General features: G+C 44.5%; 11 protein-coding genes. 4 read left to right on the forward strand and 7 right to left on the reverse strand.

Features of this window, described 5'->3' with window-relative positions; genetic code table 11:
• Nucleotides 1–8 precede the first annotated feature (8 nt).
• The 4 genes from BSR11_RS05460 to BSR11_RS05475 all read right to left on the reverse strand — a co-directional run bounded on the left by BSR11_RS05460 (nt 9) and on the right by BSR11_RS05475 (nt 5,736).
• The gene (locus BSR11_RS05460; RefSeq protein ID WP_240004042.1) at nt 9–1,115 is read right to left on the reverse strand and encodes a lipocalin-like domain-containing protein; all 1,107 of its coding nucleotides are present in this window, start codon (nt 1,113–1,115) and stop codon (nt 9–11) included.
• Between the two features lie 8 nt (nt 1,116–1,123).
• The gene (locus BSR11_RS05465; protein WP_072669453.1) at nt 1,124–3,583 is read right to left on the reverse strand and encodes an ABC transporter permease; all 2,460 of its coding nucleotides are present in this window, start codon (nt 3,581–3,583) and stop codon (nt 1,124–1,126) included.
• The gene (locus BSR11_RS05470; RefSeq protein ID WP_072669454.1) at nt 3,564–4,235 is read right to left on the reverse strand and encodes an ABC transporter ATP-binding protein; all 672 of its coding nucleotides are present in this window, start codon (nt 4,233–4,235) and stop codon (nt 3,564–3,566) included. The genes BSR11_RS05465 and BSR11_RS05470 overlap by 20 nt, the downstream gene beginning before the upstream one ends.
• Before the next feature lie 124 nt (nt 4,236–4,359).
• Nucleotides 4,360–5,736 carry an MATE family efflux transporter gene (locus BSR11_RS05475; protein WP_072669455.1) on the reverse strand — a complete coding sequence of 459 codons (1,377 nt, stop codon included), beginning with the start codon at nt 5,734–5,736 and terminating at the stop codon, nt 4,360–4,362.
• 185 nt (nt 5,737–5,921) lie between these two features.
• Here BSR11_RS05475 and BSR11_RS05480 point away from each other — a divergent pair, with 185 nt between their 5' ends.
• From BSR11_RS05480 to BSR11_RS05490, 3 genes are all read left to right on the forward strand, one after another.
• Entirely contained in the window at nt 5,922–7,349 is a 1,428-nt protein-coding gene (locus BSR11_RS05480; RefSeq protein WP_072669456.1) for a DUF2867 domain-containing protein, read from the forward strand.
• A 162-nt stretch (nt 7,350–7,511) separates the two neighbouring features.
• Nucleotides 7,512–8,426 (forward strand): lipase family alpha/beta hydrolase, encoded by a 915-nt coding sequence (locus tag BSR11_RS05485; RefSeq protein ID WP_167363654.1) that lies wholly within the window; start codon nt 7,512–7,514, stop codon nt 8,424–8,426.
• A 2-nt stretch (nt 8,427–8,428) separates the two neighbouring features.
• Entirely contained in the window at nt 8,429–9,268 is an 840-nt protein-coding gene (locus tag BSR11_RS05490; protein ID WP_072669457.1) for a lipase secretion chaperone, read from the forward strand.
• Nucleotides 9,269–9,396: 128 nt separating this feature from the next.
• Here the strand turns inward: BSR11_RS05490 and BSR11_RS05495 are convergent, their stop codons facing one another.
• The 3 genes from BSR11_RS05495 to rsuA form a co-directional block, all read right to left on the reverse strand.
• Nucleotides 9,397–10,056 carry a DUF2913 family protein gene (locus BSR11_RS05495; protein ID WP_072669458.1) on the reverse strand — a complete coding sequence of 220 codons (660 nt, stop codon included), beginning with the start codon at nt 10,054–10,056 and terminating at the stop codon, nt 9,397–9,399.
• Nucleotides 10,056–11,264 carry a Bcr/CflA family multidrug efflux MFS transporter gene (locus BSR11_RS05500; RefSeq protein WP_072669459.1) on the reverse strand — a complete coding sequence of 403 codons (1,209 nt, stop codon included), beginning with the start codon at nt 11,262–11,264 and terminating at the stop codon, nt 10,056–10,058. Before BSR11_RS05500 ends, BSR11_RS05495 begins: the two co-directional genes overlap by 1 nt.
• A gap of 164 nt (nt 11,265–11,428) precedes the next feature.
• Nucleotides 11,429–12,124: a 16S rRNA pseudouridine(516) synthase RsuA gene (gene rsuA / locus BSR11_RS05505; protein ID WP_072669460.1), complete on the reverse strand. Its 696-nt coding sequence runs from the start codon at nt 12,122–12,124 to the stop codon at nt 11,429–11,431.
• 85 nt (nt 12,125–12,209) lie between these two features.
• Between rsuA and radD the strand changes: the two genes are divergently transcribed.
• Nucleotides 12,210–13,949 (forward strand): DNA repair helicase RadD, encoded by a 1,740-nt coding sequence (gene radD / locus BSR11_RS05510; protein ID WP_072669461.1) that lies wholly within the window; start codon nt 12,210–12,212, stop codon nt 13,947–13,949.
• Nucleotides 13,950–13,997 lie beyond the last annotated feature (48 nt).

Genomic DNA, 13,997 nt, shown 5'->3' on the forward strand with positions numbered 1-13,997 from the left:
TAACCAAGCTAATATCCGGTTAACTGCATAAATCCACGAGCCGAATGTGAGCCTTGAGAATGGATAGCGCCTTGCCAATAAGGCTGAGTAAAATCCAACCAAAGATTCGCGTTCAGTGGGCTCACGGTGATATCAATATTTTCTTGATCAATCACAACCTGCCACTGTAAAGGTAACGTTTTTCCATTAGCAAGCTTACGTGAAGGAAGTGGTATCATCTTGATCTCTTGTTCGGTTAAATGAGTCACTTTTCCTTCTTTCGTCGCCAAGGTGCCATAAATGTGAGGTCTTTGATTCGGATAACGATGTCGAGTGATACTTAAGGTACGCTGCGGATCAAGATACAGTACAAACCAGTCTAAACCTTGTTGCTCTTGGTCTATTATCCGGCTCCCCCACTCTTTACTGATCCAAGCCTGACCACGAACAGCGATCGGTTGTGTATTCGGTGTTAAGCGTAATGTCCCTTGAATAGACACAAATGGAGCATACACCGAGTAAGAAGCGAGTGCTGAATCATGATTCTGTCGGCGCTGATACCCTTGTTGACCCGGTAGAATATAAGGGCCTTTCGGTGCCATATGCATGGATAACTCGAAGGTATCGGTTGCAATATCTAACTGACTCGGTAATGGTCCAGCACTGAGTGATCGCCAGTGCCAATTATCGATCCACATACGGAATGGCGGAGTCGTTACATCAGCTTGACCAATACCTCCACGAGCAATACGCTGCTCCTTCCAAACTTGATAAGCATTAGCCACCGCAACGTGCGATAAAAATAGCTGTGAATTTTGCCACCCTACTCCTTGCTCAGAATCGTTCGCCAACTTAAAGAAATTCCATACTATCCCGTACTCTTGTCCCTGTTCATCTTGTACATTAGCGAAAACATGCCACCATTCATGTTGATACTGGGGATGCAAAGCGAAATCTTGTGGCAAACGCACGGGATTATCGGCAGAGGGAAAAGCAAAAGCCTGTTGCTCATCGATGAAATGAGTCACCGATGACAAACGGTCAGTCGATGAGGTCAAAAAATGACTGACAAGGAATCCAATCAATGAACCAAGTGCGACCAAAACAGCCACTATCAGCCATCGCTTGTGATTCATAGTATTACTCATAATGCGTCTCTTAATGATTTAATCGCAGACTGACGAACCAAACGCATCACGGGAAGCGCTCCAGAAATAATCAACGCCAACATCGATAACATAGCCGTTTTTGCATAAGCTGCTGGCATCATTTGCAGTTCAATACTCCATCCAAATGAGTAACGGATCACCACATCAATCACTAAGGTTGCCAATGCTAAACCGAGCGGTAAAGCGATCAACAACGCTATTATTCCAAACACCAATAGCTGTAATGCACCAATCACCACTAATTCTTTTCCGGATACGCCTAAACAACGCAGAAGGGAGATATGCCGCAGACGGGAAACTTCGCCCGCTAAGGTTGCAAAGAAAATCCCGCACACCGCAATAAACAGCGTAATACTACTCAAACTATCGGCAATGGCAAAAGTACGATCAAACACCTTCATGGCTTGATGATGAATAGAGCTGTTATCAAACACACGTTCAGAATTAAGACGAAAGACATTGTTTAAACGCTTTAGTAATGCCTCGCCTTCCGTCGCCTTTTCAGAGTGTAGCGTCACCGCCAAAGAGACGTTGCCACTGCTCATGAAACCGTGCAACCAACTTTGGTGAGACATCATGACTTGATGGTAAGGATTACCATAATCGTAATACACGCCGACCACTAGCCAATGTTGCCCTAAAGGCATCGATAAATCGAGATAATCACCCGGCCGAATGCCAAGCCGTAACGCCATCGATTCACTGATCATTACACTGCGAGATTGATGAAGAAGATACCAATAATCCGGAACCCCTACTTTAATCGTTAATGATTGCCGCTCTCCCTCAGAAGCACCTGTACTAACAATTTGCAGCATGCCTTTATCACTCGCGAGATCTTTTTCCCAACGATGCCACACCTCTTGCACTTCCGGTTGCTGAGTTAACCACTGTGTCATTCGTACCGCAGCACTATTAGTTGGATAGAGATAAATGTCTGCAGCTAATCGCTGATTCAACCACTTATCCGTGGTATCTCTAAAACTACCCACCATGGTTTCTACACCAATATTCGCCGTCATCGCTAGCATGAACGCCATCGTCGCCACCCCTCGATAACTCATACTCGCTGCTGCATCAGCAAAAAACCAGCGTGCTTTTACTCCCCGTAAAGTATAAGAAAAGCTGATAAATAGTTTCCAAATAAAATAAGGCGTTAACAACGCGGCACTCAATAGCATTAAAGTGATGATCACAAACCCAGAGGTTTGACTTTTCGGCGCCTGATAAATCGCAATCGCTGAAACAAGCAAGCCACAAGCAACGAATCCTTGCAAAGTAAATTCTGCACCAGCAAAACGAACCATGGATAAACGCGTGGTTAAACGGATAGGTTGAGACTTGAGCAAACGAATTAACGGCCAAGCACAAGACGCTAAAGCGGCGCAAGTCGCCATCAATAAACTATAGCTACTCCAGCGCCAGTCCCACCCAACAGAAAGACCAACATTCGCGTCATACAGATTGCTTAAGCTAGCAGACACTGAAGGTAATAATTGATTAGCCAGTACCAAACCTAAGACATTACCACAAGCCCAACTGATTAAAATCAAACCAAACAATTCAATCGATAATGCTTGTGCTAATTGCCAGCCCGATACTCCCGTTTGCCTTAAGGTGCCAACAAGTGGTTGACGTTGAATCAATGATAATGACATGGCTTGATAAAAAATAAACATACCGACGATAAAAGAGAGCATCCCTAACGCCGTTAAATTCATATGAAAAGCTCGTGTTAGTGACTCTAACTCACTGCGCGTTGTACGTACCAACGCCATGCCATTAGGTAAACTATCGGTTAATGCCTGCAATTTCTCTTTCGGCATATCACCGCATGCAATCACCGATAAACCGGAACTTTGGCGGATGCTGCGCACCAATGACAAGTCAGCAACGACTCGTGTGCCATTAATCAAGCCATTAGTATCAATTAATAGCGGACCAAGCAAACTACCATCCTGTAATGGAATGTAGTCTCCATTGCTCCAACCTTGTAACGTTGCAAAACCATCGCTGACTAAAATCGGATGTGGTGGTTTAAATAAGGCTAACGTACTAATTTCATTGAATGGTTGACGATTATTAAGAGGTAACATCGCCACCGGATCAATCCCTAAAAGGGTGAATTCTGTCCCGGTTGCTGTGGTTAAGCGATAATGGTCGATAGGTACACATTGATGAAAGCCTTCCCGACGTAACTGAACATAAAAGCCTTGAGGAATTTTGTTAGCAATGTGTTTAGGACGAATGCGATAAGGCAGAGGATGAGTAAACAGCTTTTCACCATGCTGATAACTTTGTTTTGCATGATGATTAATAGCAGTAACGCCAACTAATAGAGAAACGCTGAGTGTTAATCCCAGCCAAACGAGGAATATTTGTAACGGATAGCGCCGATAATGCCCAAGTAACGCTTTAACTACGGGCAATAACATGCAACCTTCCTCCTTGTAGGCGAATGCAACCTTCCATGTGCTGCGCTACTTTTTCACTGTGAGTGACCAACAATAAGGTACATTTTAACTGTCGAGTTAATGAGGTCAGTAAACGCATCACCGCTTCAGCATTGCGTTCATCAAGGCTACCGGTTGGCTCGTCCGCTAAAAGAATTTTTGGTTCCATATACAAAGCACGAGCAATGGCTGCACGTTGCTGTTGCCCACCCGACACCTCTTCAGGATAACGCCCCAATAATGGCATTAAATCTAATGATGAGAGAATTTGTCTTAGCAACTCTTGATCTTCGGGTAGCCCTTTGAGCTGACGACAGAAGCGAATATTGTCGGCGACATTTAAGGTCGGCAACAGATTAAACTGTTGGAAAATGTGACCAATATTATTACGACGAAAAGCGGTACGTTTATGCTCCGATGTACTATGCATAGCAAATCCGGGAAACCAAATCTCTCCCGAGTCGACACTATCTAAACCAGCGATCAAATTAAGCAAGGTGCTTTTTCCAGAGCCACTCTCACCCATTAATGCCAACTGATCTCCTTGATTTAACGTCAACTCTGCACCTTGTAACACAGGGTGGAACTCATCACCATCCACAAAACCCTTGCTCAGGTCTATCAGCTGTAACATTAAACCGCTCACACCGTTGCTTAAAATAGGATTGAGAATCTACACTAAATCCCTTCAGGTAGGAAGTATTTTGGCTATAGATCACATAATATGAATACAATTGCATCAACTTGTTGTTATGTGTCTAGTTTCCGATCAAATTTCGCATCCATTTTTTACTGATCATTCGCCATAATGACCCTGCCCATTTAATCACTTCCTCAACTAGAAATAATAAATAAATCCATTCAGGTTTGACGTTAAAATAAATAGCGGCAATCGCCGCGAGAGGAATCCCAATAATCCACTGCGCCACCACATCTTGGCCAAGGCAAAATTTGACGTCACCACCAGCACGAAGCACCCCCACAATCACCGTCATCGGAACGGAGCGCAAGACAATACCAAGGCTTAAAATAACAATGAATTTTTCTGCCAACAGACGAGTTTCTTCGGTCAAGGCACTAAAAGCATTTAAGACAGGGATCTGCACAATAAATAAGACCATCGCCACCAGTATACCTGACAGTAAACTGAGCACCGTGACGCCAATCGCTTGATAATAGACCGCATCATATTGCTTCGCGCCCAACTGGTTACCAATAAGTACCGCGGCTGCATTGGACATTCCAATCAAAAAACTCAAAGAGATAGATTCGACAGGCGTCATGACCGATAAAGCAGCCAGACCTTGCACTCCACTTTGACCCATGATGGCGTGATAAACAAATAACCCTCCGGCCCATGCCAAAAAGTTAAACGTTGTTGGTAGTGATAGACGCAAAAATCGTTCAATGGTCTGCCAAACCATGACCGCTTTTACATCACGTAATCCAAAAGCTAATAGATGATTTTTCCAATATAGGTAACCATACAAACAGCCAACTTCAAGAAAACCGCTGAGTAAGGTTGCTATCGCTGCCCCTTGAATACCGAGAGCGGGAAAACCTAATTTACCGAAAATCAGTACCCAGTTCAAAAATACGTTGGCCAAAATACCAATACCACTGAAAAAGGTACTAATGCCAGGCTTATGCATCGCACGTAGGCCAACGGCCATGCTACTGACACAGGCAACCGCTAACATGCTAAAAGAGGTAATAATCAGATATTGACTGCCCAACTGGTTAACCAAATCCGAATCAGTGGTCAATGCCATAATTTGCTGTGGGAAAAACAAAAATAAACCCACCGTCAATACCGCAAACAGCATCGAAACCAACCAAGTCAAAGCCGTACTTTCTCTCACTCCTTGTTTATTCGCCGCCCCCCAATACTGAGCAGTTAACAGCGCACCTCCTGTCGTGACTCCCACGAGCATAATCGTGGTCACAAACGTCGCTCTTGCTGCTACACCAACCGCCGCTATTTCTGCTTCACCCAGTTGCCCCAGCATCAACACATCCACTAAGCCACGGCTTGAAAACATGATGCTTTGCAAAGTAATAGGTAAAGCAATCGCTATCAGGCGACGAAGAAAGTCACCTTTGGTGTAATATATCACTTGTGAAACAACGGACAACGGAGCACCTCAATGGCAAACATGGATCAAAAAAGGCAAACTCAGTCGTATCAATCACCATCATGGCTCACCGTCTGAGTAAGCACAATGCACCAAGTGGTATCGCTACAACGTCGAGTAAGAAAGGTTTAGCAATATGGTCGAGGATTATACGCTCAAGCCTTAACCTATCCAAAGGAATAAAAATGAAAAAAGTATTAGTATTAGGTGCTTCAGGTTATGTCGGCTCCCAACTTATCCCTTTATTGCTGGCACAAGGTTATCAGGTCACTGCGGCGGCTCGGCAGGTCGATTATTTTACTGACCGTACTCCTAAGCACGACAATTTAACCATTATTTATCTTGATTTAGCCGACCCACAACAAACTTGCCACTGGGTCAAACAAGCAGATTTAGTCTATTTTTTGGTGCACGGCATGGCTCAAGACGACGATTTCATTAACTACGAATTATCGCTGGCCACGAATATGCGCGATGCTTTACAACAGAGCCAAGTAAAACACGTCATTTATCTTAGTGCCTTGCAACCCCTATCCGGCCATTCTGACCATTTAGCCGCTCGACAAAAAACCGGCGAAATTTTACGGCAAAGTCACGTCCCCATTACCGAATTAAGAGCAGGAGTCATTATTGGCCCGGGATCGGCGGCTTTCGAGATCATGCGTGATTTTGTTTATAACTTACCCATTCTGATCACACCACGATGGGTTGATTCAAAAGCCAATCCGATTGCGTTAAGCAATCTTAATCATTATCTGCTGGCTCTTGCTCAAGAAACGCCCACTCAGCATCAACAATTTGAAGCTGGTGGCCCCGATACCCTCACCTACCGCCAACAGTTTGAGATTATTTGTCAATTAGCCAATAAACCTTTTCGGCTTTGGTCTACCAGCTTACTCACTCCGAGAATGGCTTCATACTGGCTTGGTTTAGTCACCTCGGTGCCTTCAAGCATTGGACGAGCCCTATTAGATGGCCTTGCCCATGATTTTATTGCGAATAACGAGGCTATTGAGCAGCGCTATCCACAAACGATGATCCATTTCTACGATGCGGTGAAATCCACCATCGAACAAGAAGGCACTTTTGTACGCAGTAACGTCTGGGGATTTGATCCCGGCGCTATGCAGCGCTGGCAACCGGGATTTGGATTTTACCCGAAGCACACTGGCGCTACGATAACCACCGATGCCAGTTCAGAACAGTTATGGGCCGTGGTCAAAACCATGGGGCAGCGCCACCAAGGCTATTTTTTTGCTAATCCATTATGGCGAACCCGTGAATGGCTCGATGTATTCTTTGGTGGAGGAAAGCCGATTCGACGCCCCCCACAAGGAACCGAGTTGCAAGTCGGTGATTTTATTGATTCATGGAAGGTCATTCGCTGTCAACCGCCACGCTTTTTATCTTTATTGTTTGGCATGAAAGGACCTGGATTAGGCCGCTTAGAGTTTGCAATTAAAGATCTTGGTCAGCAACGTGAATTGACCATTACCGCTTGGTGGCATCCACAAGGTTTTCGCGGTCTTCTCTATTGGTTTGTCATGATGCCTGCGCATCTATTTATTTTTAAAGGCATGGTTCGTGCGATCGTTAAAAAAGCGACCAAATAAGCTCATGAGAACCACTCAGAAAATGACGAGTTATCAGCGTCACAATCACAGCGAAAACCCTCGACAGAGTGAGAAATTGAAACTATTTTACATTGATAAAATCAATGCCAACTAAAAAACAAATAACATAAGGATATCAATGTGAACGTCATATATCGATGGATAGGTATACTCTGTATTGGACTATTTTCCCTTCATGCCCCAGCGACATTAGCCAATAGTGGTTATACCGAAACTCGCTACCCATTAGTACTCGTCCATGGCATTTTCGGCTTTGATAGCATCGCCAAAATAGACTATTTCTACGGTATTCCCCATGCACTAAGCAAAGATGGCGCTACCGTATTTACCGCGCAAGTGGCTGCCGCTAACCGCTCAGAAGTACGAGGCGAGCAACTACTGGCGCAAGTTGAAACCATCTTAGCCTTGACTGGCAAAGAGAAAGTCAATCTTATTGGTCATAGCCAAGGCAGCCCAACCGCTCGCTATGTTGCCTCAGTTCGCCCGGATCTGGTTGCCTCTGTCACCAGTGTTGGTGGCGTTAATTGGGGTTCACGAGTTGCTGATATCGTGAGAAATACCGTGCCGGAAGACTCCATTTCTGAAGCCTTAGCGGTCAAAATAACCGATAGCTTTGTTGCGTTGATCAACTTACTCTCCGGTGGCAAAGGTTTAGAACAAGATGCCTTAGCCGCACTCGATACTTTAACCACCGAAGGCTCACTGGCTTTTAATCGCCATTATCCAGAGGGTGTACCAACAACCTATTGTGGACAGGGTGAAGCCGTCGCCAGTAATGGGGTCCACTATTTTTCTTGGACAGGCTCATCAGCGATCACTAATTTGCTGGATCCAACTGACATCCCTATAGGTATTCTAAGCCTCGCTTTTGATGAGCCCAATGATGGCCTCGTCTCCGTCTGTAGTAGCCATCTTGGTCAAGTGATTGGTACTCACTATAAAATGAATCATCTCGATGAAGTTAATGGACTGTTAGGCATTCGCCATCTTTTTGAAATTTCACCTGTTACTCTTTATCGCCAACATGCCAATCGTTTACAACAACTTGGACTGTAGTCATGCGCTATAAACGAATGACCTTTATTTTATTACTCGGAGCACTGACAGTGACGCTGTCACTATCACTGTTCCGTGATAATAATAAACCCGCGGATAAACAACCACCGATGGTACTGAAAAGCGAAGTCGATCTTTCCTCCCCTCGCGATTTGCTGAATTATCTGGTGTCGGAGATGGAACAGGTTGATCTTAACTTATTACAACAGCAATTTACCGATTATATTGACGAAAACATCAGTATTGATGCGCCGCTATTTCATCAATTAACCGCCTACCAACAGGCTCTGGATAAGTTAAGCTTTTCATCATTAAACGGATTGGCCGCCGATTGGCAGCGTCTGCATGACAAAATCGTTCATCTACAAGATGTTCATTTTTCTAGCGAACAACAATCTTTATTTATAGAAGAAAACCGCATCCGTCAGCTTGCGATTGATAAGAAAAAACTGTTTGAAATCTATTCACAACAAAAAGCACAACGCTTATGGGATGAACAGATAAAACAACAACCGGACTACATTCAACGTAATGAACATAACCACCGTTTATTAACCGCAGTCCTTACACTGGACAAACAAGACCCACAAGATCACTATCTGGCTTTGAAGGAGTTAGTGGATGAAGAAACCATTCAGCGTCTTAATCACCTTGGCCAGTCAAGGCAGCAGTTTGAACAGCAATGGCAATATTATCTTGAGCAGAGGAAAACTATCGTTAAGCGCCTAGCTGATCACCCTGAGCAACAGCACGCCCAACTGGAAGAACTGCGGCGCAACTCATTCTCCGAACGAGATTTACGACGTGTAGAAAGTTTAGAACGAATCCACTTTAGTCAATAAAGTCGCAGTTGGTTGGTCTCAATGAACCGAGATAGAGCAGTGATTGGTATCAGATAATTAAAGCAGATTTTATGCTTTGCAAAGCGACGGCCTAGCCGTCGCTTTCGTTTAGGCTAAAAAGCGCACAATTAAGCCGCTTGAAATGAAAGGGGAATTTCCGCTAATTGTGTTCCCTGATTTCCCGGAAAAATCAGATATTCTCCGTGGTATTTAACATTCGATTTATAATCCGTACGTTTATGAACCATAAACCCTGCCGCAGAAGCTTTTTCAACAAATTCAGCATGAAAGCCACGCACAAACCAGCTCATCGGTTTAACCAGCATTTCACCGTCAAAACAGGCATCACATTGAACCGAACACAGCGCTAAAGAGTTCTGACCATCGGTAAAAATTTGTATTTTTCCACAGCCAACCAGCGGCTCAGAAGTCGAGACCTCCCAACCCGCTTGTTCCATCTCATCCAAAAAGGCTTCAATTTTCTTATCGGTCAAATCGTTATCAGCATGATCATTAAAGAACCGTGCATAAAACGCGGAAATACGTCGAAATTGGAGCAATAACCCCGACTGATTTCCCTTCGAACGTCCGGCTTTTTGCCAAGCGGTTAAGTCATCGCCAACACAACGTTGAAAACGTTGGCTTTTTAACGCCTTCGAGACCCAATGTACTAAAAAGTGGTTGTTTGCTACTGGCGCATCCGCTAATTTTCCTGCGGCATGTTCTTGTGCTAATTCTTGCAAAGCACTATTAACAACTTTCTGAATTTCTAAATGATAACTCGACACTATGCGTTTCTTCCCAACGTCCAATAAAAACCAGCCGACAAAACCGAGCATGCCGCCATCACTAAAATCATTGGCCAAGTGACATCACTTGGCATTGAGGCAACGACGGCACCAATCAATGAGCCAGTACCAAAACGCAATGTCCCCGCCAAAGAGGAAGCCGTACCCGCGATTCGAGGATACCCACTCAACAATAGCCCCATTGCATTACTACCAATGGTTGAAATAGTACCAATAAATAATACAACAAAAGGAACGGTTCCCCATAAACCCCAATCGAGAGTCCAGCCGACAAATAGACCGACACCGGCCAATAACTGAATGAACAAGCCAAAGCGTAACATGGCATGAGAACCAACGCGTCGTACAAATCGACCATTGATACTGGTCATCGCGATCATCGCAATAATATTGAGTGCAAACAGATAACCAAACTGGTTTGGAGTTACACCAAAAATATCAATATAAACAAAAGAGCCTGCTGTCAAAAAAGCAAACATCCCAGAGAATGAAAAAGCTCCCGCAAAAATCAGCCCCATAGCCTGCCCATTACGACACAGTTGGGCATAGTTTTTCATCGTGCTCATGAAACGCAATGGCTGACGATTTTCTACCGCGAGTGTCTCTGGCACTTTCCAAACAACCATCGCCATGACGACCACAGCAAACATTGCTAACACCCAGAAAATGGATCGCCAACCAAACCAAACGGCTAAATGTCCACCAATCAATGGGGCGACTAATGGCGCGAGTGTGACCACCAGAGTGACAAAAGACATCGCGCGAGCAAAATCTTCCCGATCAAACATATCGCGCACCACCGCCTGAATCACGACTGCAGCCGCCGCACCAGCAAACCCTTGAGCAGCACGAATATAAGTTAATGCTTCAATTCCATGCGTTGTGGCACTAAACACGGACGCAACCGCAAATAAAAATATCCCTAACAACATCACGGGGCGACGTCCATAGCTGTCCGCTAATGGACCGTGTAATAATTGCCCGATGGCAAAACCCGCCGTATAAGCCGTTAACGTTAATTGTACTGAGCCAGCAGTCGTCCCTAAATCTCTAGCGATAGCGGGCATCGCAGGCAAATACATGTCGATAGCAAGCGGGGTTAATGCGCCGATAGCACCCAGCACAATAAACAGCAAGAAGCCAAGGCTAGTAGCATCATATTTAGCAGGGGCATTATTGGAAGTCATAAGTCTCCGTTCGTTTTATCAATAAATAGGATTGAATCCTTGTCAATAAGGTTTCTGTATCCACCCTATTGACGTTGCTGATCTGCAGCATATGTCTACACTCAGCAAAATAGAAGGTCTCGAGTACACGTTTGCTCATCAGAAATGCAGAGCAGAAAAGTGGTTCAGTTCCAGACAGAAGCGATTTCGGACTCGGTCAAATAGCGAAATTCTCCCGGTTCAAGAGAAGGATCTAATACAATATCCCCTACCCGTTCACGATGTAACCCGACCACCTTATTGCCTAGAGCAGCAAACATGCGTTTCACTTGATGGTATTTACCTTCGTGAATAGTCAATAAAACCTGTTTTGGATCAATCACTTCAAGCTGAGCAGGTCGAGTTAAAGCTCGCTCACCGCGTAACTCAATCCCCTTAGCAAACTGTTCAGTATACTCGTCGGTAATCGGATCCGCGAGCCAAACACGATAGGTTTTTTCACAATGGTGTTTAGGAGAAGTGACCCGATGTGACCATTGCCCATCATCGGTAATTAACACTAATCCCGTCGTATCAACATCTAGCCTGCCGGCAAAATGCAAATCACGTTGATTGGCTTCATCGAGTAACACAAAGGCCGTTTGATTGAAGCTATCTTCATGAGAGCATACATAACCTTGTGGTTTATGCAGCATAATATAACGAGGGCCACTTAACGTCAGCGCTCGGCCTTGCCACTCCACTTGCGACAATTCCGTGACTTGACATGAACCACTTTTACGAACGATACCATCGACCGTTACATCGCCACTTTTTAAAAGTTGAGTCGACTCTTTACGTGTGGTGCCGAGCGCATCACACAAAAATTTATCTAAACGCATGAATACCTCATCTGCTTGAAGTCAGGTATTATACAAGCCTCACTCAAAATAGTTGAACTATTTCACATAATTAATCCTTGCCTTTATGTATACCTTACGACCTTACCAAGCCGATTCCGTCAAAGCGGTCATCCATTATTTTCGCCAACACAGCACGCCTGCGGTGATTGTTCTGCCTACCGGTGCTGGGAAAAGCTTAGTGATTGCTGAATTAGCACGTTTAGCCAAAGGACGAGTATTGGTCCTTGCTCACGTTAAAGAACTGGTAGAACAAAACCACGCTAAATATGAAGGGTATGGACTGACTGGCGGAATATTTTCTGCTGGGCTGGGACGAAAAGAAAACGATCACTCTGTCGTTTTTGCATCCGTGCAATCTGTGGTACGAAATTTATCCGCTTTTCAACAGCAATATTCATTACTCGTCATTGATGAGTGCCATCGAGTACCCGATGATAAAGACAGTAGCTATCAAAAAGTGATCAGTCACCTATTAGCACTTAATCCTAATATGAAAGTACTCGGCCTAACGGCGACTCCTTATCGGCTGGGCATGGGATGGATCTACCAATACCACACTCGTGGTTTAGTACGCAGTGAAGAGACCCGTTTTTTCAAAGACTGCATCTTTGAGTTACCCATTCATTATTTATTGGATGAAGGGTTCTTGACGCCAGCAAGACTCATTGATGCGCCCATTCTTAGTTACGATTTTTCTCAGCTAAGCCCAACGAGTACAGGACGATATAAAGAATCTGAACTCGATCTGGTTATCGAGCAATCAAAGCGTGCGACACCGCAAATTGTTCAACAAATTATTCAGTTAGCGGAGAACAAGAAAGGCGTGATGATTTTTGCTGCAACCGTTCGTCACGCCCAAGAGATCCTCAGTTTACTGCCTGAACAACAATCCGCCTTAGTCATTGGCGATACTTCATCACAAGAGCGTGATCGAATCATCCACAGTTTCAAACAGCAAGAGATCCGATTCTTAGTCAACGTTTCAGTATTGACCACCGGCTTTGATGCCCCACATGTCGATTTAATTGCTATTTTAAGGCCCACCGAGTCGGTGAGCTTATACCAGCAAATCGTTGGTCGAGGTTTACGTCTCGCTCCGGGAAAAACCGAATGTTTGGTACTCGATTATGCAGGTAACCAGTACGACCTGTATCAGCCTGAAGTCGGCGACCCGAAACCCGACTCCAATAGTGAAATCATTACTATTCCTTGCCCTGCCTGTGGCTTTAATAATAACTTTTGGGGGAAACTGGACGCTAACGGTTTTCTTCTCGAGCACTATGGACGACGCTGCCAAGGCTATTTTGAAGATAAAGAGACCGCAGAGCGTGAACATTGTGGTTATCGTTTCCGAGCCAAATATTGTAACGAATGTGGCGCTGATAACGATATCGCGGCGCGAATTTGTCACGAATGCCAAGCGACTTTAGTGGATCCTGATAAAAAACTTAAAGAGGCATTAAACTTAAAAGATGCATTAGTATTTGAATGCCTCTCCATGACATTCAGCATTCATAAAGACAGCAAAGGAAAAAACCACCTTCGCGTTACTTACCTCGGTGAAAATAACGCTCAAGTGCACGAATTTTGGTCACTCACAACCCCAAAACAAAAAGCTATTTTCAAGCAGCGTTTTGTACGCCCTCATCTGGCCGATAAACATCGAGCCTTTGAAGCCGCATCGCCAAATAAAGTTGTCGATCATCAACACCGTTTTCGACCACCACAATTCGTCATCGCACGAAAAAACGGCCGATTTTGGACGCTAAGAGATAAAATTTTTGCTGATGAACTCAGCAATTAGTCACACAGGTGATTGTCGAGTATAACGCATCATTTTTATTGCTCATCC

Source organism: Vibrio injensis, assembly GCF_001895205.1.
Taxonomy (GTDB): Bacteria; Pseudomonadota; Gammaproteobacteria; order Enterobacterales; family Vibrionaceae; genus Vibrio; species Vibrio injensis.

What these genes read in the sequence shown, in the direction of transcription:
- BSR11_RS05480 (WP_072669456.1), top strand. Translation starts at nt 5,922, where the DNA reads ATGAAAAAAGTATTAGTATTAGGTGCTTCAGGTTATGTCGGCTCCCAA.
- rsuA (WP_072669460.1), bottom strand. Translation starts at nt 12,124, where the DNA reads ATGCGTTTAGATAAATTTTTGTGTGATGCGCTCGGCACCACACGTAAA.
- BSR11_RS05465 (WP_072669453.1), bottom strand. Translation starts at nt 3,583, where the DNA reads ATGTTATTGCCCGTAGTTAAAGCGTTACTTGGGCATTATCGGCGCTAT.
- radD (WP_072669461.1), top strand. Translation starts at nt 12,210, where the DNA reads ATGTATACCTTACGACCTTACCAAGCCGATTCCGTCAAAGCGGTCATC.
- BSR11_RS05470 (WP_072669454.1), bottom strand. Translation starts at nt 4,235, where the DNA reads ATGTTACAGCTGATAGACCTGAGCAAGGGTTTTGTGGATGGTGATGAG.
- BSR11_RS05460 (WP_240004042.1), bottom strand. Translation starts at nt 1,115, where the DNA reads ATGAATCACAAGCGATGGCTGATAGTGGCTGTTTTGGTCGCACTTGGT.
- BSR11_RS05500 (WP_072669459.1), bottom strand. Translation starts at nt 11,264, where the DNA reads ATGACTTCCAATAATGCCCCTGCTAAATATGATGCTACTAGCCTTGGC.
- BSR11_RS05490 (WP_072669457.1), top strand. Translation starts at nt 8,429, where the DNA reads ATGCGCTATAAACGAATGACCTTTATTTTATTACTCGGAGCACTGACA.